General features: G+C 56.0%; 28 protein-coding genes. 22 read left to right on the forward strand and 6 right to left on the reverse strand.

The window, feature by feature from the left end; genetic code table 11:
• Positions 1-38 precede the first annotated feature (38 nt).
• The 3 genes from PspR84_RS04010 (at position 39) to PspR84_RS04020 (ending at position 3294) form a co-directional block, all read left to right on the forward strand.
• Positions 39-1079, forward strand: coding sequence for a DMT family transporter (locus tag PspR84_RS04010; protein ID WP_174244430.1), 1041 nt, complete (start codon positions 39-41; stop codon positions 1077-1079).
• A gap of 290 nt (positions 1080-1369) precedes the next feature.
• Positions 1370-2644 (forward strand): AAA family ATPase, encoded by a 1275-nt coding sequence (locus PspR84_RS04015; protein WP_160055660.1) that lies wholly within the window; start codon positions 1370-1372, stop codon positions 2642-2644.
• Positions 2645-2646: 2 nt separating this feature from the next.
• Positions 2647-3294, forward strand: coding sequence for a hypothetical protein (locus tag PspR84_RS04020; RefSeq protein ID WP_160055661.1), 648 nt, complete (start codon positions 2647-2649; stop codon positions 3292-3294).
• On the opposite strand, the gene PspR84_RS04025 is transcribed toward PspR84_RS04020, so the two are convergent.
• From PspR84_RS04025 to PspR84_RS04045, 5 genes are all read right to left on the reverse strand, one after another.
• On the reverse strand, positions 3291-4466 hold the full coding sequence (locus PspR84_RS04025; protein WP_160055663.1) for a DUF3596 domain-containing protein: 1176 nt from the start codon (positions 4464-4466) through the stop codon (positions 3291-3293). The two genes, PspR84_RS04020 and PspR84_RS04025, sit on opposite strands and share 4 nt — an antisense overlap.
• 220 nt (positions 4467-4686) lie before the next feature.
• Positions 4687-4884: a hypothetical protein gene (locus PspR84_RS04030; protein ID WP_137218918.1), complete on the reverse strand. Its 198-nt coding sequence runs from the start codon at positions 4882-4884 to the stop codon at positions 4687-4689.
• Between the two features lie 241 nt (positions 4885-5125).
• Positions 5126-5311, reverse strand: a complete 186-nt coding sequence (gene csrA, locus PspR84_RS04035) for a carbon storage regulator CsrA (RefSeq protein ID WP_160055665.1) — start codon at positions 5309-5311, stop codon at positions 5126-5128.
• A 68-nt stretch (positions 5312-5379) separates the two neighbouring features.
• Positions 5380-5763, reverse strand: a complete 384-nt coding sequence (locus PspR84_RS04040) for a helix-turn-helix transcriptional regulator (protein ID WP_160055667.1) — start codon at positions 5761-5763, stop codon at positions 5380-5382.
• A 133-nt stretch (positions 5764-5896) separates the two neighbouring features.
• On the reverse strand, positions 5897-6661 hold the full coding sequence (locus PspR84_RS04045) for a S24 family peptidase (protein WP_160055669.1): 765 nt from the start codon (positions 6659-6661) through the stop codon (positions 5897-5899).
• A gap of 868 nt (positions 6662-7529) precedes the next feature.
• On the opposite strand from PspR84_RS04045, the gene PspR84_RS04050 reads away from it, so the two are divergent.
• The 14 genes from PspR84_RS04050 (at position 7530) to PspR84_RS04115 (ending at position 15021) form a co-directional block, all read left to right on the forward strand.
• Positions 7530-7841, forward strand: coding sequence for a hypothetical protein (locus PspR84_RS04050; protein WP_160055671.1), 312 nt, complete (start codon positions 7530-7532; stop codon positions 7839-7841).
• A complete protein-coding gene (locus PspR84_RS04055) occupies positions 7838-8176 on the forward strand; it encodes a hypothetical protein (RefSeq protein WP_160055673.1) in 339 nt (112 codons plus the stop codon). The genes PspR84_RS04050 and PspR84_RS04055 overlap by 4 nt, the downstream gene beginning before the upstream one ends.
• Entirely contained in the window at positions 8173-8676 is a 504-nt protein-coding gene (locus tag PspR84_RS04060) for a helix-turn-helix transcriptional regulator (protein WP_160055675.1), read from the forward strand. Before PspR84_RS04055 ends, PspR84_RS04060 begins: the two co-directional genes overlap by 4 nt.
• Positions 8673-9404, forward strand: coding sequence for a Rha family transcriptional regulator (locus PspR84_RS04065; RefSeq protein ID WP_160055677.1), 732 nt, complete (start codon positions 8673-8675; stop codon positions 9402-9404). Before PspR84_RS04060 ends, PspR84_RS04065 begins: the two co-directional genes overlap by 4 nt.
• Positions 9401-9733: a hypothetical protein gene (locus PspR84_RS04070; protein WP_160055679.1), complete on the forward strand. Its 333-nt coding sequence runs from the start codon at positions 9401-9403 to the stop codon at positions 9731-9733. Before PspR84_RS04065 ends, PspR84_RS04070 begins: the two co-directional genes overlap by 4 nt.
• Positions 9730-10017, forward strand: coding sequence for a hypothetical protein (locus PspR84_RS04075; protein ID WP_160055681.1), 288 nt, complete (start codon positions 9730-9732; stop codon positions 10015-10017). The genes PspR84_RS04070 and PspR84_RS04075 overlap by 4 nt, the downstream gene beginning before the upstream one ends.
• Complete coding sequence (locus PspR84_RS04080; RefSeq protein ID WP_160055683.1) at positions 10014-10238, forward strand: hypothetical protein; 225 nt, start codon at positions 10014-10016, stop codon at positions 10236-10238. The genes PspR84_RS04075 and PspR84_RS04080 overlap by 4 nt, the downstream gene beginning before the upstream one ends.
• A gap of 2 nt (positions 10239-10240) precedes the next feature.
• A complete protein-coding gene (locus tag PspR84_RS04085; protein ID WP_160055685.1) occupies positions 10241-10975 on the forward strand; it encodes a helix-turn-helix domain-containing protein in 735 nt (244 codons plus the stop codon).
• Positions 10956-11759 (forward strand): ATP-binding protein, encoded by an 804-nt coding sequence (locus PspR84_RS04090; protein WP_160055687.1) that lies wholly within the window; start codon positions 10956-10958, stop codon positions 11757-11759. Before PspR84_RS04085 ends, PspR84_RS04090 begins: the two co-directional genes overlap by 20 nt.
• Positions 11756-13129, forward strand: coding sequence for a DnaB-like helicase C-terminal domain-containing protein (locus PspR84_RS04095; protein WP_160055689.1), 1374 nt, complete (start codon positions 11756-11758; stop codon positions 13127-13129). The genes PspR84_RS04090 and PspR84_RS04095 overlap by 4 nt, the downstream gene beginning before the upstream one ends.
• A complete protein-coding gene (locus PspR84_RS04100) occupies positions 13126-13410 on the forward strand; it encodes a hypothetical protein (protein ID WP_160055691.1) in 285 nt (94 codons plus the stop codon). Before PspR84_RS04095 ends, PspR84_RS04100 begins: the two co-directional genes overlap by 4 nt.
• Positions 13407-13796: an antiterminator Q family protein gene (locus PspR84_RS04105; RefSeq protein WP_160055693.1), complete on the forward strand. Its 390-nt coding sequence runs from the start codon at positions 13407-13409 to the stop codon at positions 13794-13796. The genes PspR84_RS04100 and PspR84_RS04105 overlap by 4 nt, the downstream gene beginning before the upstream one ends.
• A gap of 159 nt (positions 13797-13955) precedes the next feature.
• Positions 13956-14423 carry a hypothetical protein gene (locus tag PspR84_RS04110; protein ID WP_160055695.1) on the forward strand — a complete coding sequence of 156 codons (468 nt, stop codon included), beginning with the start codon at positions 13956-13958 and terminating at the stop codon, positions 14421-14423.
• A gap of 85 nt (positions 14424-14508) precedes the next feature.
• Positions 14509-15021 carry a hypothetical protein gene (locus tag PspR84_RS04115; protein WP_160055697.1) on the forward strand — a complete coding sequence of 171 codons (513 nt, stop codon included), beginning with the start codon at positions 14509-14511 and terminating at the stop codon, positions 15019-15021.
• A gap of 26 nt (positions 15022-15047) precedes the next feature.
• On the opposite strand, the gene PspR84_RS04120 is transcribed toward PspR84_RS04115, so the two are convergent.
• On the reverse strand, positions 15048-15596 hold the full coding sequence (locus PspR84_RS04120; protein WP_160055699.1) for a hypothetical protein: 549 nt from the start codon (positions 15594-15596) through the stop codon (positions 15048-15050).
• A 107-nt stretch (positions 15597-15703) separates the two neighbouring features.
• Here PspR84_RS04120 and PspR84_RS04125 point away from each other — a divergent pair, with 107 nt between their 5' ends.
• From PspR84_RS04125 to PspR84_RS04145, 5 genes are all read left to right on the forward strand, one after another.
• Positions 15704-16036, forward strand: coding sequence for a phage holin, lambda family (locus PspR84_RS04125; RefSeq protein ID WP_160055701.1), 333 nt, complete (start codon positions 15704-15706; stop codon positions 16034-16036).
• Between the two features lie 60 nt (positions 16037-16096).
• On the forward strand, positions 16097-16549 hold the full coding sequence (locus PspR84_RS04130; RefSeq protein ID WP_160055703.1) for a hypothetical protein: 453 nt from the start codon (positions 16097-16099) through the stop codon (positions 16547-16549).
• Between the two features lies 1 nt (position 16550).
• On the forward strand, positions 16551-16865 hold the full coding sequence (locus tag PspR84_RS04135; protein WP_160055705.1) for an HNH endonuclease signature motif containing protein: 315 nt from the start codon (positions 16551-16553) through the stop codon (positions 16863-16865).
• Between the two features lie 156 nt (positions 16866-17021).
• Positions 17022-17498 (forward strand): TerS protein, encoded by a 477-nt coding sequence (locus tag PspR84_RS04140; protein WP_127648860.1) that lies wholly within the window; start codon positions 17022-17024, stop codon positions 17496-17498.
• Positions 17498-19039, forward strand: a complete 1542-nt coding sequence (locus PspR84_RS04145) for a terminase TerL endonuclease subunit (protein WP_160055707.1) — start codon at positions 17498-17500, stop codon at positions 19037-19039. Before PspR84_RS04140 ends, PspR84_RS04145 begins: the two co-directional genes overlap by 1 nt.
• Positions 19040-19042 lie beyond the last annotated feature (3 nt).

The raw sequence follows: 19042 nt of genomic DNA on the forward strand, positions 1-19042 counted from the left end.
TTGCCGGTATTCCATCGGCCCGAGCGAGTGATCCCGTCATGAATGTGAGCGTGCTTTACGCGTTGGTTGCGGCAGCATTGTTTGGCGCCAGTACGCCACTCGCCAAGCTGCTGGGGGTGCAGATTTCGCCGATTCTACTGGCCGGGTTGCTCTATCTGGGCAGCGGGCTGGGTTTGACCGTCCTGCGTGTTGCCCGCGATCGAGGTTGGCAGCGTTCCGGACTCGGCACCGGCGAATGGCCGTGGCTGATCGGTGCCATCGGCTTCGGCGGTGTGCTGGCGCCGGTGGCATTGATGTTCGGTTTGACCAGAACCTCCGGCGCGAGCGCGTCACTGATGCTCAATCTGGAATCAGTGCTCACGGCACTGCTGGCGTGGCTAGTGTTCAAGGAAAACGCCGATCGGCGAATCGTGATCGGCATGCTCGCCATCGTGGCCGGCGGTGTCGTGTTGTCCTGGCCGCAAGAGGCCGTGTCGGCGCAAGATTGCACAGGCCCGCTGGCCGTCGCGTTCGCCTGCTTTTGCTGGGCCATCGACAACAACCTGACGCGTAAGGTCTCTGCCTCGGATGCACTGTTTATCGCGGGCAGCAAAGGTCTTGTGGCGGGAGTGGTCAACTGCGGCCTGGCCTTGTTCATCGGCAAACAACTGCCCGCAGCCGACTCGCTGGTGCCCATCCTGCTGGTCGGGTTTCTCGGCTACGGCGTCAGCCTGGTGATGTTCGTCCTCGCCCTGCGCGGGCTGGGCAGTGCGCGCACCGGCGCGTACTTTTCCACCGCGCCGTTTCTGGGCGCAGCGATCTCGATTCTGCTACTGGGCGAGTCGGTATCGCTGATGTTCCTGCTCGCTGCGGCGTTAATGGCCGTGGGGGTATGGATTCACCTGATGGAGAACCATAGTCATGAGCATCAGCACGAGCGGCTCGAGCATGAACATCGCCACATACACGATGAGCATCATCAGCATACGCATGGGTTCGACTGGGATGGAACGGAGCCGCATAGTCATCCGCATGTGCATACGCCGATGCGTCACCGGCATGCGCATTTTCCGGATGTGCATCATCGGCATGAGCATTGAAGTGTGTGGGGAGGGATTGGTTTTTTGCGGTGGGGGCTGGATGGGACGGTTAGATGCGACAAAGCCCGCACTTGGCGGGCTTTGTCGTTGAGAGTTGGTGGGCCGGGGGGATTTGAACCCCCATCCAACCCTAATGCCGGTTAGCTTTCAGGAGAGGTGCTGCCATATTGCTGTCATTTCGATGTCTCCTCCTCGAAGGGGCTCTGTGCTAACCTACGATGTCATGTGTCAAGCTCTTAAGTAGAGGCTTGAGAGAGAATATCTAGCGCAATCTTTCGGGAAAAATCCGCGTGATAAATCAGATTACGATAGAAAATTTTAAATCCATCAATAAGGTTGATCTAAAATTAGGCCGATTAAATGTATTTATCGGTGAAAATGGCGCTGGGAAAAGTAATATTCTAGAAGCTATAGCGTTTGCTGGGGCTGCGTCTGCAAAAAAGCTTGATAATGAATTCCTTGCGTCACGTGGGATTCGAGTGACTGAGCCGAAGTTAATGCAGTCCGCTTTCGAAGAAGCTGGTAAAGAGTATACAAAATTCTCCATTCTAGTGGATGGAGGTAGCGTTACATATAGAATCAATAATTCTGGAGACGCATATTCAAAGTGGGAGTGCGTTTCCGCTATTGAAGTTGACGAGAATGCCCCTCGTAGCCTTCCAAAAATAGCTGGCAATGTTGCTGGAGATCCGGAGGACTTCATGAGTATCATGGAGTCTTTTATGAATTCTCCTGACATTCGTCAAAAAGATAAAAATGAAGTAATAGCGAAAATGTTTCAAAATATGAACAAGGGTGTAGGGAAGAAGTCTGCACTTGGGAGTTCTATCGACTTTGATGATAAAAGTGTCTTGGGGAAATACTTTTCTGGTCGTCATGAGGTAATTAATTATACTAGAAAAGCTTTATCTAAGTTCATAATTTTCTCTCCGGAGAATACTTCGTTAAGGGAGTTTTTAAAAGACGGCCAGATATTGCCTCTTGGTATTAATGGTGAGGGTCTTTTAAAATTGATGGAGGTTGAATTTGTTGAGAGAGGAGAAGAATATCAACGCGAACTAAACGATTTTCTTTCGGTTTTTGGTTGGTTTCGAGCGATAGATTTTGTTGATAACGATACCGCAGGATTTTCGTTGGAAGTTAGTGATAGGTATATTTGCAAAAAAAATAACTCTTTTGACATAAAGGGTGCGAACGAAGGTTTTCTGTTTTTGATGTTTTATTTTGCGCTTTTCTCTTCTTCTTACACTCCAAGCTTTTTTGCTATTGATAATATTGATGCTTCTTTGAATCCAAAGTTATGTAGGCGTCTGGTTGAGCAGCTTAATATGCTCGCAGTGAATCACGAAAAGCAAGTTATCTTGACGACGCATAATCCTGCAGTGCTTGATGGTATCAACCTTGATGATGATCAACAGCGTCTGTTCATCATTTCGAGAGATGATGAAGGTGCCACAGAAATTCGTCGTGCGACTAAGCCGCGGTCTCATGAAAAAGCTCCGATTGTTAAGTTGTCAGAAGCTTTCATTAGAGGATCATTGGGTGGACTTCCAAAAGGATTTTAAGGATGCCTAGTTTTGCTCTGTTTGCTGAAGGAATTACCGATCAGGTTGTTCTCGAAAAAATTATAAAAGTTTTCTATAAGGGTATTAGTGATACTGGTGTGGTAGTTAATTGTCTTCAGCCGACGAGAGATGCTACTGATGTATCGCGGCAGCAAGAAGGCGATTATGGGGGGTGGCAGCAGGTGCTGGAGCATTGCTCTATATCTGATAATCTACATGAGGCTTTTTCTCTGAATGATTATGTAGTAGTCCATCTTGATTCGGATGTAGCGGATAGTGATTGTTCTCCTGTCGACCCAACTCAGGATTTGGAAGATATTGTAATTGGAGTAGAGCAAATGATCATCGACAGCGTAGAGCCTGAGCTCCTTGAAATATACTCTGGGCGATTTATATTGGCGGTGGCTGTGCAGTCTACGGATTGTTGGTTGCTACCATTATTTACAAATATCGCACATGAGAGAACTACGATAAATAGCTGTGAGGGTAAACTAGGCATGGTTCTACGTCGTAGTAAAAAATATTATAAAAAGGATGGGCCGTGCTATTTAGACCTCGTTAAAGAAATAAAAAAACGGGCTCATTTAACGCAGATGTCTAGTTGCTCTCCTAGTCTCACTCGATTTCTTGAGGCTCTTCCCCCTGCTTAGTCACTAAGCGATGACTCGGTTCTCTGATGATTGCCCCAGAGCAGTTCCGCTCTTGATCCAGCTTTCAAGTTTGCGTCCGGCATCCATCGACCGTAAACCCTGGCTATCATTGTCCAGTCGGTATGGCCCATTTGTTTGGCTACCCACATTGGATGTTCGCCGGCAGACAGCATCATTGATGCATATGTGTGTCGTGTCTGATAGGGCCGTCTGTACCGAACTCCTGCTTTCTTCATCGCCGGCACCCACATTGTTTTCCGGATCGGGCCGTCACCCGCCCAGCGCTCAAGCGTGCGCGGGTTCTGAAATACCTCGGCATCTGCGAGGAACGTGTACGCCTTTTGCGCCTTCAACGCTTCCATCGCTGGGCGGAGCAGTTTCACGCTGCGCCTACCTGCCGCGGTCTTCGTCGTCTCGGCCTTTCCTTTTCCAGCCTGGGTCATTGCGCGACTCACCATGACTTCTTCCCGCAGCCAATCGATATCGCCCCATTCCAGCGCAACGAGCTCGCTGGTGCGCAAGCCGGTCCATAAGGCGAACTGCATCATGTTGCGCGCCTGGCCGGTGAGGGCGCTCAGCACCGCCTGCTGCTCCTGAGGACTGAACGGATCGACATCGTCCTCCTTCGGCGGCGCTGCCTTGCGGGTATAGGTCCAACCTGCCAATGGGTTCTGCTCGATCAATTCTTCCTCCGTCGCATCGTTTAGCGCGGAGCGGAGACAGCTCTGGATATTGCTGAGCGTCTTGTTGCCCACCGCCAGGGTGTCCAGCCAGTCCCTCACTGCCTTCCGCTTCAGGTCCACCAGCATGGTGTCGCCCAGGGCGGGGATCAGGCGGAGGGTGACCAGCTTTCGATAACCATCGAACGTGCTGCTCGCAACGTGTTTTTTCTTCGCCTCGAGCCACCTGGTCAAAAAGCCGTTCATGGTTTCGCGCGAGGCCTCGGGCGCGAACTTCGCCGCCCTGGCCGAGCCAGGGAAGGTCACCGAGTAATCGAAGGTGCCGATCGATATCGCATGCTCGATCGCGGCTTTGTGCTGCTCGGCTTTCTTCAGATTAGTGGCGGTGGGCTTGAGCGTGATCCGCTCGCGGCACCGGACGCCCCGATACATGAACGTGATTTCGATACTCGTATCGGAGACCGCCCGAACTCCCCGCCCGCCTCTACCCATGACTCATATCCTTCTATGTCGAGAAGCGTCCGGCCGTCCGGCGCTTTGATCCATATCTCACCGAGCCGCCAGATGCCGTCACGGATCTTTGAGCGGATCGCGTCCTCTGTGTAGCCAGACTCGTTGGCAAATTTCCTGACGGTCACATAGCGCATAACTTCACCGCACCTCGTGTCGCGACACGGTTTCTAAGATCGTTTTTTGTGTCGCCTTACTTGCCCTACACATTCTCTGCTCCTCCAGATTCGGAGACCGCACGCAACTTCAGCTTGATGCCACACGAGCTGGCCAGCGCGCTCAACTGTCCGACCGTGGTGTCGGGGCTTTTGAGTGCCTGGCCGAATCGGATCAGCCGCTCGCCGAGCTTTTCCAGATCGCTCTGGAGGTGTAGATGCGTTCCTTGAGTCACCATCGTCATAGCTGGAACCTCTCAACGTGTGGGAGCGGGGCTGGCGAAGCCGCTGGCATCGGCTCGTTCTTAATGTGACTGGGCTTCACATTTACCTGTGGGAGCGAACGGTCAGGCAGGCAACTGATGCCGGTGTTGTTCACGATCCAGCAAGTAACGCCGCGCTGGCTGTCGTGCTGCACACTGATGACCTGTTCGCTGGCGCTTGCGTGACCCGCCGTCAGCAGTAGCGAGATTAAAAGAGTGCGAATCATCGTTGGCCACCCTTCGGCAGACCCGCCTGAATGCGCTGGTAGATTTCCTCGCGATGTACTTCAACGTTCGCTGATGCCGTGACACCCAAGCGCACTTGCTGACCGCTGACGCCAAGCACTGTGATGCTGATGTCGTCATTGATGCGGATGGTTTCACCAGCTTTCCGGGTGAGGATCAGCATTGCATTGCTCCTTTTTCAGGCCGAGCGAATCCCGGCCGCGTTGTTGGCTTTCGCAGAAACAGGTTGGGTTAAGCGGTGAGGGCGACCTCAATGCGGCGTACGGCCACGCGCGTTTCGATCCGACGCTCGCCGGTGCCTCGACGAACGCGCAGCGCGGGATCCTCGGCCATCGAAGCGTGTACTGCCAAAATCATGGCTAGGACAGCAGCCGGTGAGATCAGCCCACGTTTGAAAGCTTCGGCTACCAGGGCGGCGCGGCGAGTTACGCCAAGTTTCGTGGTCAGCGCCAGAAGGCGTTTATCGATGGTGTCCGGAGCAACCCCAAGATCACGCGCCACTTCTTTCGAAGTGCGGCCCGCTGCGACGGCCAACAGGCACTCCAGTTCCCGTGGTGCGGCACCACGACCTAGGAATCCGGTGAAACCATGAGCGGTGATGGTTGGGGTGATCATTAGGTAAGCTCCATGCAAGACTGCGATGGATTAAAGTTACCCTGAGGTTATTTTTAAATCAACACCTATAGGTTATTTTTATTTTTGCGGACGAAAAAAAACCGCCGTGTGGCGGTTTCTTTCACTTGTCGGATTACCTCGCGTACATCGCCCACCAAAAAACGTGACCTAGAAATCGCATTTCCTCATTGCCTATTTCGGCAAATGTGTAGTCCTCGTCAGGGTGTTCTTCACGATTGAAGCTTCTCAGGCGGATGCCGGTCGGCAGCCGATAGACTTGCTTGACCCGCAGCTGTCCGTTGTGACTGATTGCGTAGAGCTCCCCATCGACTACGTCGCCGATCGAGCTTTTTCCAATATCCACCCCAACAGTTGCTCCATCCCTAAGGATCGGAAGCATGCTGTTGCCTCTAACCTTCACGCACCGAGCTTGATCAAACTGAACGCCATTTTTCCTCAAGTCCCGTTTGCTGAATCGCAACGTTGCATTCGCGTTTTCCTCAATGGAAAACCTCCCAGATCCGGCAGCCAGCTCGACTTCCCGAAGAAATGGCACCGCTACCTCGTCCTCGCTGACTGGGGTGTTTTCATCCCAGGCGTCCATTGGCTGCAAGTCCAACTCTTCATCACTATCTAGGCTTTCGCCTAGTTCGTAGAGCTGGCCAGATGTCGAACTTCTATCTAGGTCGAGCCAATTGACGGGTAGAAGCAGCTTGCTTTCGATATCGCGCGCCACCCTTTCACCTATGCCTTTGCGGTGGCTGGGGTTATCGGTGAGGCAGCGAGAAAGGTAGCTGGCGGCTCGGTCAACGGCCCCAGCGAGCGCAGCGATTTTGCCGTTAAATTTTTCTTTAACCAGCAGTCGCAGGTTTTGGCGACGAACTTCGAAAATATCCATGCGATCCATGATCCCAAAAAAATGATCTGCGGGTAAATTCCCTTTAGGTGTTGTTCATGGGTAACCTCTGGGTTATCTTTTGTGCATAGATAAAAGAGAATTTATCCATGATCGCAAGAAATAAAGCTCTCCTTGAGTGGCTGAAAACTGCTCCTCCATACGCCATCGCCGACACGCAAACGACTGCTGGTTACCTGCGGCGCATCGCTTACGGCCAAAAAATGGCGTCGGCTGAAATGGCGTCCGGAATCGAGAGAGCTACTTCTGGACTCGTCACCCGAAAAGAGCTTCGTCCAAACGACTGGCACTTGGTCTGGCCTGAGCTAGCAGAACGGTCGCCCACGATGGAGCAAATTGTGGCTCAGCCTTCAGTGCGAGCACAGTCCGCCGAAGGTGCTGTGAATACATCCAGTGGTGTGTCGCGATGATGCTCAGACAATCGAGTACTGCCGTCAGTGGAATATTTGAGCCTCATCGAAAAGTTTTCGCATGCGCAAACATTGAACCGCGCAATGCGCGGCCCCTTATTTCTAAAGAAATTTCAATAATTGCGACGGTTTCAATCGAAATGGCGACAAAGAAGCATTTGCGCAGATTTTTAATCGTTAAAGCGGACCCCTGCCTTCGCACTGTTTAGGCATGAGTTGCAATTTTTGGAGATGTGATATGCGCGCTCGAACAACTATTCCGCCAGCCCGCCCGGGGTAGGTGACGACCCTCTCAGGGGAGGGGGTTGCATTAATTTTGCGTCGTGGATGATGGGGAAACCTAAACGCCAGGCACAAAAAAGCCCGACCTAAGTCGAGCCTTCAAGTCGGCACCCGCGCCAACGGGTGTCTCGGTATCACTTTGCTTCAGGAAAACCAAAATGAGTCCAGAAAATAGCACCACGCCACCGAAGGCGCAACTACCTAAGCTTCGTCCTTGCTCTTTCGGGCCGGACTACACGGAGCTCTTCTCCATCAACGAGAGCGCGGATTTGGTCGGCGCGCTTTCGATCGCTGCCGATCTCGCCGACGGAGTCAGTCAACTATGCGGCCGTCTCGGCGCATGTATCAATGACGGCGAAGTTGCCTACCTTGCCGAGGTTCGCACCCTTGGTTTTATCGGTGACGTTGTCGCAGCGCTCGTCCGCTCCGCAGGCCGCGGACTCCAGGCAGCAGGGGAGGACGCTCAATGAATCCTCCAATGTGGAACCAGTTGCTGATCGATGTTGAGCGCGAATTTCCGGCGTGCTCAGCGAAGAACGCTAGGCTCACCCCCGATCAGGTAGATCGGTTGCAGGCTATCGAGAACACCAATGACAACTTCCAAATCAGCACGCTCCACGGAGTCGCTGCCATTGGCGAGCTCATTGCTCATGCCGCAAACCACAACGAGCTGAACAATGATCTCGCGATGAGTGCTGGCTGGCTCATTAACTCACTCGCACTGCTGTCAATGTCCATGGCCGACGCTGGCGCTGCAGCCGCGTACAAGCTGGCGAACATCCCGCACCAGGGAGTCGCCAAATGAACAATCAACTTCCATCTATGCAAGAAGCAGCTCAAGAGGCTGAGTTTCAGTTGCTTGCGGCGAAGGATCTTCTTGAATGGAATTGCGCGCTGAGCAGCGCCATCCACCTTGATCATCTGCACAACGGGGGAAAATCCGCCGGCGCTCTGGCTGAACTTGCGAAGTACTTCAGCGATACCGGCTTCGGTGGCGTGTACAGCGCCATCGACCAGTTTAAGCAGTTGGGCGAGTCAGAAACCGCGCCACAAGTCCCCCAATACGAAAACGTGACGCGGATTCCACGTGGTCCGGGTGCAAGTCTCGCTGATCGGCTGCTGTTGGCTCGCGAGTCAGCCTCTCTCAGCCAGGCCGATCTCGCCCGCCTGATCGGCGCTCAGCAGACGTCTATCAGCCAGATCGAAAGCGGAAAGACCAAGCGCACTTCCTACCTCGCGGAGATCGCCCGAGCCTGCAAGGTCGACATGAGCTGGCTAGCTTTCGGATCGGAGACAGCTCAATGACCATCGCCAAATTCCAAGGTGGCGATGCCGTCACGATGTCCTCGCAAGAGATCGCCGAACTCGTGGGCAAGCGTCACGACAACGTGAAGCGGACCATCGAAACGCTGGTTGAGCGCAAAACCATTCAACTCCCTCAAATTGAGGAAGTTAAAAACCACCTCGGCCAGACGGTCGAGCAGTACCAAGTATGCAAGCGCGACAGCTTCGTGGTCGTCGCGCAGCTCAGCCCTGAGTTCACCGCTGCCCTCGTCGATCGGTGGCAAGAACTTGAAGATCGGTCCGCTCAGCCAATGACCCAGGCCGAAATCACCGCCGCCAATGCAAATCACCTGGTGGCGGTGGAGCGACAGCAGCGGGAGCAGCAAGTGGCGCTGGATCGCATTGAGCGTCGCGTCGAGGACTTGAGCCAGACGACCGTGTGGGATCACTGTCCGCAGAACTGCCAGTCGCTGACCAGGATCAAGGAAACCATGCTGGCTCGCCATGGCTTGTCCGGCGCCGTCGTCGACTACGTGCTGAAGGTATGGCCAAGCCAGCCGAACCCCGCCGGCATGGTACGCAACGGCCATGAGGAAGCGCTTGGCTCGCAGTACCTGGTCTGGTCCAAGAGCCACGTCACGGCGGCATTCCACCGCTTTGTTTCCGAATCAACGATGGCCACTGCCACCCAAGCGACCCACCCATATTTTGAGGGCCGGTTCCGCCTGGTCCAGAAGGCGCCCCAGTGAGCAACGTACTCAAATTTCCACAGCCTCAAGCGACCGTGCACATCAACGACGAAACAATGAGCCTTCTCACCAACGAGCAGCTTGCCTATCGCATCTGGGAGCTGCTCGACACCACGGTCGAGATCATCGGCAGTCCAGACGATCCAGGCTCTCGCGAGCATTGGCATTTCAACCAGCAAGAGGCTTTCGGGAGTGCTCTTGAGGCGCAGATATGCGCGAGGGTATTGGCTCGCCGAATCATCGGCGTAGAGCCACGTGAAATTCAGACCGAGCAAACGCGCCGCTTGCGCGAGCAACTCGGTATTCAAAACGACGGGGGTGAGGCATGAAACGTCAATTTAAACCTGAGCGGCAGGCTCACCACGATCAGTCTTACTTTGAACAGTTCGACAACCTCACGCTGGCAGCAATGGGCTTCAACCTGACCGACGACGCCTACGACGAACTGACTCACACGCAGGACCTGCGCCTAAATGCGGACACGGCCTGGAATTTGTCTGCATCCATCGCCAACGCAAACATGGCCATCCGCGTCCTAGTGCTGAGGCTGAGCAGCGGTCCTGAGGAAGCTCTGCGAGCGGGTGTGCGTCCAGCTGGGGAGACGCTGCAATGAACCGCCTCCCGCAAACCACAACCGCCGAGAAAGGCCCCGTGTCGGTGATTGCCGGCCCGTGGCCGAGTTACACGGCATTCAAAGACCTGCCAGAGCGTGATCGCTGGGTTCTGTACGGGTCCGCCAAGGCTTATCGCCAAGCGCTTGAAGATCAGGGACTGGTGATGGCCGAAGGGTACGACGCTTTTATCCGCCGCGTCTGCGCCGAGCTGGAGATCTGACCATGAGCATGAATTTGATGGTCAAGGCTTTGGAAACCAAGGTCGGAAACCCGCTGCGCAAGTTGGTGCTGATCAAGCTGGCCGACAACGCCAGCGATATAGGGGAGTGCTGGCCGTCCTACCAGCACATCGCCGACCAGTGCGAGATCGACCGGAGCACAGTGCGCAAGCACATCAAGCAGCTTGAGGCTCAGGGGCTGCTGCGTATCGAGAACCGGGAAGGCCCGAAAGGCAACTCAACGAATTTGTATTTCCTGAACCTTTGGGCTGTAGGCCAAAAAAGCACCCATGTAGGCCCAGAAAGCACAGGTGTAGGCCCACAGCCTACAGGGGGTGTAGGCCCAGAAAGCACCAGAACCAGTCACTCTTCTGAACCAGTCAAAGAACCTAAAACCTTGTGCACTTCGGAAGTGGAATTGGCTGAGGCCTTTGAAGTGTTCTGGAAGCTGTACCCAAACAAAAAAGCCAAGGCGAACGCTCGCAAGGCCTGGGACAAGCTCAAGCCAAGCACCGAACTACGACAAACCCTAATGACCGCATTGGGCAGTCACCGCCTTTCCCGAGATTGGACGAAGGACGATGGGCAGTACGTGCCTATGGCCTCGACCTGGCTCAACGGCGAGCGCTGGCATGACGAACTCGCCCCGGCGACGGGGAAGTCCTCGACGTTCACCAACTTGCCGCAACACGAACCAAACGCTTATCCGGAGGTGCCACATGGCCAAACCAATTTCTAAGTTCAGCCGCGTGCCGGATGTTCGCTTCTTCGAGGCACAGTGCCCGGTGCATGGCACGGTCGACGGTGCTGAGGTGGAGCAGTTCGACGGCTCCTATTTGGTGCGTGCTTGCCGCCGGTGCCAGTGGGAGGCGATGAACACCGCCGACAAACGCAGCGAAGCCCATACCGAGGCGCTGGGCCGCCGTAAAGCGGCGACGCTGAACGAGTTGCTGATCGGATCGGGTATTACGCCGCGGTTCGCGGAGTGCACGCTGGAGAACTTCACCACCGGTGCGGTGCTGGAAAAGGTCCGCGCTTTGTCGACCTGTCAGTCGTACGTTGATCAGTTCGAAGTGAACTACCGCGCCGGCCGCTCGCTGATCCTTTCCGGCAACGTTGGTACCGGGAAAACGCATCTGGCGAGCGGGATGGTTCAGCAGGTCATTCGGAAGTTCAGCGCGGTGGCGCACATCGTCTCGGCGGCGGAAATCATCCGTATCGCCAAGGGCGCGATGGTGCGCGGCGCCGAATACACCGAGCGCGACGTGATCAACGAATTGGCGAGCTTGGACCTGCTGGTGATCGACGAGATCGGCGCGCAGAAGGGGAGCGAATACGAACTGGGCTTGCTGCATGAAGTCATTGATCGACGGTATCAGTTGGTACTCCCAACTGTGGTGGTGTCCAACCTGCCTGCCAACGCTCTCGGCCAATTCATCGGCGACCGCGCGCTCGATCGCCTGCGCCAGAACGGTGGTCAAGCAGTCGGCTTCAGTTGGTCTTCGATGAGGGCCACAGCATGAGTGAATATCGCGAACTGTTCAGCGATGAGGCTGAACACGCATTGCTGGGGGCGATGCTGCTGGATGGCGAGCTGTTCGACGCTATCACCAGCCAAGTCTCGGCGGCGGACTTTCATGACCCGGAGAATGCTGCGCTGTTCCAAACGATGATTGGCTGTCATTCGGCCGGCAGCCCAGTGGATCCGGTAACGCTGCATGACTTCGCTGAGTATCTGCCGAGCGGCACGCGCACGATGGCCTACGCCGGCGAGCTGGCGCGTAACACGCCCAGCACAGCCAACTGGAAGGCCTACGCCAAAGTTGTCACTGAGCGCGCCGTGCTGCGCCGTCTGGTGGATGCAGCGGATGCGGTGCGCGAACTTGCCACTGAGAACCGTCCAGCCGCGGAGATCATTGCCAGCGCCCAACAGGCAATGGCTGATCTGCGCGACCTGCAAACCGGAGAGCCAGACTACAAGCGCATGGACGAGGTGGTGACGCGCAACATCGACATCATCGACTCGAAGTTCAACGGCACGCTGCAATCTGGCTTGTCGACCGGGCTGGTGGATCTGGACAAGCTGATCCGCGGACTGCGGAAAAAGACCGTCACCATCGTGGCCGGTCTGCCGGGGAGCGGTAAAACCACGCTCGGCCTGCAGATCGCCCAGCACATCGCGTGCAGCGGCGCCGGCGTCGGCATGGTGTTCTCGTTGGAAATGCCGGAGGAGGAACTGGGCAATCGTGCGCTGGCTTCAATCGGCAGTATCGATCTGCGAAAACTCGATGACGGACAGCTGCAGGACGATGATTGGCCGCGGCTGACTTCGGCGGTGAGCAGGATCGTCGACGTGCCGCTGTTCGTTTGTGACAAATCAGGCCTTACAGTGGCGCGCATTCGCAGCATCGCCCGCCAGGTGCAGCGCGCTCATGGTCTCGACGTGGTGGTGATCGATTACATCGGCCTGATCGGCTCCGACGGTAAGTCGTTCAACCGCACCTCAGAGCTCGGCAAGATCTCGACCGGCATCGTGAACATCGCCAAGGAGTTGGAGGTGCCGGTGATCCTGCTGGCGCAATTGAACCGCAACTCGACGAGCCGCCCGGGCAAAAAGCCGATCGCCTCCGACCTGCGCGACTCCGGGCAGATCGAAGCGGACGCTCACTGCATCATCCTCGTTCACCGCGATATGGACTCGGAGGAGGGTCAGAACGGCGTCACCGAGCTGATCATGCCGAAGTGCAGGCACGCGCCAGCCGGGTCGTGCCACGTTCAGCAGCAGGGCCAGTACGCCCGATTCGTCAACTTCGCCGGCAACCGCGAGCCGAGTAACGAGGAGGTCGAAATGGGCCGCTCGTTCGCCAGTCAGTACAGAGGAAAATCCCGATGAGCAACGTAACGGCGGCACTTCCGCGCAAAAGCTTGACCCCGGTCGAGTGCCAGTTCCTGAAACAGGGCAATCGCCTGCTGCTGGAAAAGACCAATGGCCGAATCGGCTCGGCCGCGTTCATGGACATCATTGCCGACTGGCACGCGTCCCGCGCCAACTTGGGCTTCGAGGACTTCGCCCGGCGCTGGATCACTGAAGGCAACGCAAAAAACAAGATCGCTGACAAGCTGCTGCGGGAGCTGTTCGGCATGGATGAGCCAAACCCGAGGAAGGCAGCATGAAAAAACGAACCTACGCAGACAAGCCACTGGGTGACACCGAATACTTACTGGAGCAATGGGGCTGGTGGCGCATGGATGGAATGGGCGTTCCCCGGTACGTATCACCGCTGTACGCGCTGATCCGCGACAACAACGTGACCGAGGGCGGAGTGAAGAACTATTGCGTCACGGATGACATCGCCTTGGTGGTTGATCGCGCGGTGGCCAAGCTGGCTCAGCGCGACGAGCAGATGGGTAATTTCATCTGGCTGTACTTCGGTGCGAAGTGGACGATGGTCAGAGTTGGCGAGTCGGCGAGAATATCCGAACGTTCAGCGCGGGAGGTGATCAAGGCCGGTGTTGCGTGGATTGATTGCGCAATCGAGGAAATTCGTCTCGCGGCTTAAAAAGTTCTTTCCTGCCGGATAAACACCTGTTTTCATGGCTCCGTGTTCAGCTTTTCAAGCGCGACACAGCAGACAAAGCCCGGCCATTGCGTCGGGCTTTTTGTTGGATTGGTTTTTTCGTTATGGCAATCTGCTACTCCGACTAATGGAGTGCCTGGAATGTCAAAGTTTTTGGAAGTGGCAAATACCTACAAGCAAGCTCTCGAGGCTGATGCTGAGAAGCTTGAACATTTGCGCGATGTCGCATTGCAGTTGCGCAGGAAGTTTGCGGAGTATCTGGGCGTGCCGAGCGGCAATCCGGTAATGATCCATGGCCGGGAGGCGCCACACGTCGCAATTGGAGAGATTGATAAGAACGGGACATTCGCCGGAATTCCAAAAAAGGAGTTCCAACGAGTATCCGCAGATCGCATTCAGTTCGTCATATGGTTCACCTATGATCCTGACCCAAAACCGAAGACGGAGGGCGCAATATCGTTCCATTTGCAGCTTGAGCAAATCGACAAGGGATACACGATTTGGCTTAACGACTTTGAGGAGTTCAAAATTACTCTCGAAGACATGACTCCTTTATTTGATGCGATGTATCAAAGCGCTATGGAAAAGGCGCGGAAAGCTATTCACTAAATTCGATTCTGCAGCTCATCTGGGCTGCTAATGGACATTCAAGCCTCGGCACTCGCCGGGGCTTTTTCGTTTCTGGAGCGCGGTAATGACCGATCAAGCTAAGAATGATGCTCAGCCAGTGATTGATGCTGTCGTCGTTGGTGACGTCCAGCGTCTGCTGCGCGCACTGCGTGGACTTACCAAGGCGCTGCCCGAGGTGTTTATCCGCGTTACTGGTCAGTTGTTGAGTACCAAGCAGTTTGAAAGCGTAAGCGCCGCATGCTTCGGCTTCGGCGCCATCAGCGACTTCTATCACGCTGATGGCAAGGTATTTGGTGCGGTGTACACCGACACCTTCCTGATGATTCGCCAGGTTGGCCCAGTGGGTGTAGGCATGGCTTACGAGGAGGTCAGGAAGCTGGTACTTGAGGTGCGTGCCGAGTACGACGAAACGGTGCTGAAGAAAGCGATGCAGCTCAAGGGGTCACTGGAAGAGCTGGATCGGCTGCTGAGCGGCCACTCTTTCGCTGATAGCAAGCTGATCAGTATGGCCCACGCCGACCTGTTCAAAGGTCAGGCCCTGCTGGTGGCGGCCCTGAACCCGATCAGGCGTGAATGATCCTGATCGGGTAGTGGAGAATGAATTTATGGCTGGACCAAGATTTTTTGCAGGAAAGCGGTTTGGCGGGCTAGCTCCTCACGCATTTGCGCTTCATCCGGAGCCTGAATGTAAAGGTGAATGTCTGCCGTGTACGCCCATACACTCTCTTCCTTCAGCCAGTGCCTACGCAGCCGCACTTCAAACGGAAGGGCGTTATCTGGGAACTCATTACTGTGAGCCAGGGCAATCACGATGCTCCGGGAGAGCACTAGATACGGATCAGGCGTCTCTGCCCACTGACGGTTCCTAAAAATAACCGCCACATACATTGATCGCGTGATGCCAGCTTCAGTTTTCGTCGTTGTGTGCGCGCAGCGGAAGGTTTCGAAGTCTTGGCCAGGGCCATTGATGGCGCGAATCAATTTCTCCAGTTCTGGCTCACCTTTGAGTTCTGGTATCTCGTTGATCCGTTCAGGCTCCTTCGACAACCAGATCATTGGATGGTGGCCTGTCTCGATATCTGTCGCATACGGCAGGTTCCGATGCCCTGTGGTGTATGTGATTTGAACACTTGCTGTTTTTTCGTTTTCCATGAGTGGCGTGCGTCCGTTTAGCGTGGAAGCCGAACGATAGCATGGAGCCACTGCCCGCCACCGAGCGGGCTTTTTTATTCCTGACTCCCTGACGGGGAGGAACTGAGATGCCAAGCATGCCAGACAAACCAGACACATGGGCGATAGCGCTTGCGTGGTTGAGCCAGCATTCGCCGATCCTCTATGCGGCTGCGCTGTCGTGCGCCATGGCGGTATTGCGGATTACCTACGGAGGCGGCACCCGTCGCCAGATGTTGGTGGAGGGCGCGATCTGCGGCGGCTTGACCCTGACCATCATCAGCGGCCTGGACTTCTTCGGCCTGCCACAGAGCATGGCCACATTCGCCGGCGGCTGGGTTGGCTTCTTGGGTGTGGAGAAGATCCGCAACATTGCCGATCGGGTTACTGACTTCAAGCTACCAACCCGCAAGGCCGAGTAAGTCGCGACACGTTTCGCGAATCAGCAAATTGTGTCGCGACACGCGGCGAGGACAAGCAGCATGACCAAGGTAATAGAGATCGTTGTTATCGGCGCAACGGGTAGCGGTAAGTCCCATGTGCTGGAGTTGATTGATCGCGCCCTTCGGAGCGAGTACGGGCATCACATCCAGATCGCGTCTCATGATCTGTCGTGCGAGCGAGGCCTCGGAAGTCCCGGCGAGGCGCCGCGGATCTCCGAGACTATCTTCAGTCTGAAAGAGCGCGGCGTCGTCAGCAGCCAGCTAGTCAGCAACCTGAAGGTCGAGATCGATACTTCCGGTATCGAATTCGCAATCGGCAAAGTCGAGACGCTTCGAGACTGCGCAGCGTCGATCACTCTCGATCCACTCGAGCAGGCGATAGATCAGTCGGTGCGATTGGTTGCCGAGTCTGAAGGCGAACTGTCCACCCGGCTCAGTCGTCACCTTGACGCACTGCTCAGTGAGCAGTTGAAGCGATTGGTCGTAGCTTGAGATGGCCAGCACTTCGCCATGGCATCACCTCTACAAGACAAGGCGCTGGTATCGACTGCGTTGGTACCAGTTGCAGGCAGAGCCAACCTGTCGCTTGTGTCGAGCAATGGGCGTTGTCGAAGCGGCCAACACCGTCGACCACGTCAAGCCTCACAAGGGCGACGAGAATCTGTTCTTTGATGCGTCAAACCTGCAGAGCTTGTGCAAGCCCTGCCATGACAGCGCGAAGCAGAGGCAAGAGAAGACCGGCATCCTGCCAGGGCACGACGTGTCAGGCATCCCGGTCGACCCGAACCACCACTGGAACCGCGATTGAGCGAATCCATCACGGGATCGGTTGAAGCACGTCAGTGCCCCTAGGGGGTGGTCAAATATGAGGTTTTTCGCCACATAGGACCGCCCTCGACCCTCTTCTTCATCTCTAACCCGGAAAACGCCGCCAAAACACAACGCGGCACGATTGAGAAAAACTATGACAGCCAAGCGCACCCGCTCCGATAGCGCGACATCGGCGGTTGCTGCTATGCAGGCCGCAGCCGCCGGGCCGCTGAAGCCACCAAGTTTCGTCAACATCCGCAAAGCCGACAAGCCTTTTTGGGATTCCATTGTGCGCGCGCGCACGCGAGAGAGCTGGACCGATTCCGATCTGGTCCTGGCCGGCAACCTTGCCAGATGTCTGTCTGACATCGAGCGCCTGCAGAAAGAGATCGATATCGAGGGTGATGTTCTGACCAATGATCGCGGTACTCAGGTGATCAATCCTAAGCACAACCTTCTGGAGACTTTGAGCCGCCGCGCCGTGGCGTTGAGCCGGACACTGCAAGTGCATGCCCAAGCGACACAAGGTGAGTCGCGCGACCAAGGCAAAAAGGCGACCAAGCAGCGCGCCGCAGAGAAGGTCCTGGCGAACCAGGATGACGATGACCTGATCCCTCGGGCGATGCACTGATGGCCGCCCGGCGCAGAACGCGCGGTGAAAAGGTCATCGCGTTCATCGAGAAATACTGTCGTGTCCCGGAAGGCAAGCATGTTGGGCAGCCGCTGGTGCTGGATGACTTCCAAAAGGATTTCATCCTGGCCATCTACGACAATCCGGCCGGCACCAGCACAGCGTATTTGAGCATTGCCCGAAAGAACGGAAAGACCGGCCTGATCGCCGGGATCCTTCTGGCCCACTTGGTTGGTCCCGAGGCCGTGCTCAATACGCAGATCGTCTCCGGCGCAATGAGTCGAGATCAAGCTGGGGTTGTGTTCAAGCTGGCTGTGAAAATGATCCAGTTGAATCCGGATCTGAAGGAAATCATCCACATCGTCCCCAGCAGCAAACAGCTGATTGGGTTGCCGCTCAACGTCGAATTCCGGGCGCTTGCGGCTGAGGGCAAGACAGCGCACGGGCTGTCGCCGGTCTTGGCGATCCTCGATGAGGTCGGGCAGGTTCGAGGCCCCCAGAGCGATTTCATCGACGCGATCACAACCGCTCAGGGTGCTCATGACTCGCCACTGTTGATCGCAATCAGTACGCAGGCCGCGCAAGACAGCGACCTTTTCAGCATCTGGCTCGACGACGCCGAGCGCTCGCAAGACCCGCACATTGTGAGTCACGTTTATCAGGCGCCTAAGGACTGCAAGCTCACCGACAGGGAAGCGTGGCGCGCGGCCAACCCGGCGCTGGGGACGTTCCGCTCCTTGGAAGATTTGCAGAAACAGGCCGACAGAGCGAACCGAATGCCGGCGTCCGAAAACACTTTCCGCAACCTCTGCCTCAACCAGCGAGTCTCGACGGTTTCGGTTTTCGTTTCCAAAGGGGTCTGGGAGTCATGCGGAGACGAACCGGATTCCCCGGACGGCCTTGATCTTTATGGTGGCCTAGACCTGTCATTCAGGACCGACCTTACCGCGCTTGTCCTGATCGGAAAGCGTGATGGGTACTGGTGTGCGTGGGCGTTTTTCTGGACTCCGGAAGTTGGTTTAGCGGATCGCGCGAAACGCGATCGGGCGGCGTACGAGGTCTGGGCTCGCGAGGGATTACTGATCACCACGCCGGGCGCCACGGTCGACTATGCGTTTGTTGCTGCAGACATCGCGCGAATCCTTGGCGAGCTGGGCGGCGACTTGGTGTCGCTCGCTTTCGACCGTTACCGCATCGACCTTTTCAAACGGGACGCTGAGGCGCAGGGCGTGTCGTTGCCGCTGGTCGAGTACGGCCAAGGCTTCAAGGATATGGCCCCGGCAATTGACGCGCTGGAGTCCGAACTGCTGAACGGTCGGGTCCGGCACGGCATGCACCCGGTGCTGACGATGTGCGCGGCCAACGCGGTGATTCAGAAAGATCCGGCCGGCGGCCGCAAGTTCGCAAAGGACAAAGCTACCGGCCGCATCGACGGAATGTCAGCGCTCGCGATGGCGTTCGGAGCCACCTTGGGCGCTCCGCAAGAGAGCAAGGGCAGCATCGACGATTACCTCCAAAACGGATTTTCCGGACTTCTATAGGTT

It is taken from the genome of Pseudomonas sp. R84 (assembly GCF_009834515.1).
Lineage (GTDB): Bacteria > Pseudomonadota > Gammaproteobacteria > Pseudomonadales > Pseudomonadaceae > Aquipseudomonas.

What these genes read in the sequence shown, in the direction of transcription:
- PspR84_RS04010 (WP_174244430.1), top strand. Translation starts at nt 39, where the DNA reads ATGAATGTGAGCGTGCTTTACGCGTTGGTTGCGGCAGCATTGTTTGGC.
- PspR84_RS04020 (WP_160055661.1), top strand. Translation starts at nt 2,647, where the DNA reads ATGCCTAGTTTTGCTCTGTTTGCTGAAGGAATTACCGATCAGGTTGTT.
- PspR84_RS04025 (WP_160055663.1), bottom strand. Translation starts at nt 4,466, where the DNA reads ATGGGTAGAGGCGGGCGGGGAGTTCGGGCGGTCTCCGATACGAGTATC.
- PspR84_RS04030 (WP_137218918.1), bottom strand. Translation starts at nt 4,884, where the DNA reads ATGACGATGGTGACTCAAGGAACGCATCTACACCTCCAGAGCGATCTG.
- csrA (WP_160055665.1), bottom strand. Translation starts at nt 5,311, where the DNA reads ATGCTGATCCTCACCCGGAAAGCTGGTGAAACCATCCGCATCAATGAC.
- PspR84_RS04040 (WP_160055667.1), bottom strand. Translation starts at nt 5,763, where the DNA reads ATGATCACCCCAACCATCACCGCTCATGGTTTCACCGGATTCCTAGGT.
- PspR84_RS04045 (WP_160055669.1), bottom strand. Translation starts at nt 6,661, where the DNA reads ATGGATATTTTCGAAGTTCGTCGCCAAAACCTGCGACTGCTGGTTAAA.
- PspR84_RS04050 (WP_160055671.1), top strand. Translation starts at nt 7,530, where the DNA reads ATGAGTCCAGAAAATAGCACCACGCCACCGAAGGCGCAACTACCTAAG.
- PspR84_RS04055 (WP_160055673.1), top strand. Translation starts at nt 7,838, where the DNA reads ATGAATCCTCCAATGTGGAACCAGTTGCTGATCGATGTTGAGCGCGAA.
- PspR84_RS04060 (WP_160055675.1), top strand. Translation starts at nt 8,173, where the DNA reads ATGAACAATCAACTTCCATCTATGCAAGAAGCAGCTCAAGAGGCTGAG.
- PspR84_RS04065 (WP_160055677.1), top strand. Translation starts at nt 8,673, where the DNA reads ATGACCATCGCCAAATTCCAAGGTGGCGATGCCGTCACGATGTCCTCG.
- PspR84_RS04075 (WP_160055681.1), top strand. Translation starts at nt 9,730, where the DNA reads ATGAAACGTCAATTTAAACCTGAGCGGCAGGCTCACCACGATCAGTCT.
- PspR84_RS04080 (WP_160055683.1), top strand. Translation starts at nt 10,014, where the DNA reads ATGAACCGCCTCCCGCAAACCACAACCGCCGAGAAAGGCCCCGTGTCG.
- PspR84_RS04085 (WP_160055685.1), top strand. Translation starts at nt 10,241, where the DNA reads ATGAGCATGAATTTGATGGTCAAGGCTTTGGAAACCAAGGTCGGAAAC.
- PspR84_RS04090 (WP_160055687.1), top strand. Translation starts at nt 10,956, where the DNA reads ATGGCCAAACCAATTTCTAAGTTCAGCCGCGTGCCGGATGTTCGCTTC.
- PspR84_RS04095 (WP_160055689.1), top strand. Translation starts at nt 11,756, where the DNA reads ATGAGTGAATATCGCGAACTGTTCAGCGATGAGGCTGAACACGCATTG.
- PspR84_RS04100 (WP_160055691.1), top strand. Translation starts at nt 13,126, where the DNA reads ATGAGCAACGTAACGGCGGCACTTCCGCGCAAAAGCTTGACCCCGGTC.
- PspR84_RS04105 (WP_160055693.1), top strand. Translation starts at nt 13,407, where the DNA reads ATGAAAAAACGAACCTACGCAGACAAGCCACTGGGTGACACCGAATAC.
- PspR84_RS04110 (WP_160055695.1), top strand. Translation starts at nt 13,956, where the DNA reads ATGTCAAAGTTTTTGGAAGTGGCAAATACCTACAAGCAAGCTCTCGAG.
- PspR84_RS04115 (WP_160055697.1), top strand. Translation starts at nt 14,509, where the DNA reads ATGACCGATCAAGCTAAGAATGATGCTCAGCCAGTGATTGATGCTGTC.
- PspR84_RS04120 (WP_160055699.1), bottom strand. Translation starts at nt 15,596, where the DNA reads ATGGAAAACGAAAAAACAGCAAGTGTTCAAATCACATACACCACAGGG.
- PspR84_RS04125 (WP_160055701.1), top strand. Translation starts at nt 15,704, where the DNA reads ATGCCAAGCATGCCAGACAAACCAGACACATGGGCGATAGCGCTTGCG.
- PspR84_RS04130 (WP_160055703.1), top strand. Translation starts at nt 16,097, where the DNA reads ATGACCAAGGTAATAGAGATCGTTGTTATCGGCGCAACGGGTAGCGGT.
- PspR84_RS04135 (WP_160055705.1), top strand. Translation starts at nt 16,551, where the DNA reads ATGGCCAGCACTTCGCCATGGCATCACCTCTACAAGACAAGGCGCTGG.
- PspR84_RS04140 (WP_127648860.1), top strand. Translation starts at nt 17,022, where the DNA reads ATGACAGCCAAGCGCACCCGCTCCGATAGCGCGACATCGGCGGTTGCT.
- PspR84_RS04145 (WP_160055707.1), top strand. Translation starts at nt 17,498, where the DNA reads ATGGCCGCCCGGCGCAGAACGCGCGGTGAAAAGGTCATCGCGTTCATC.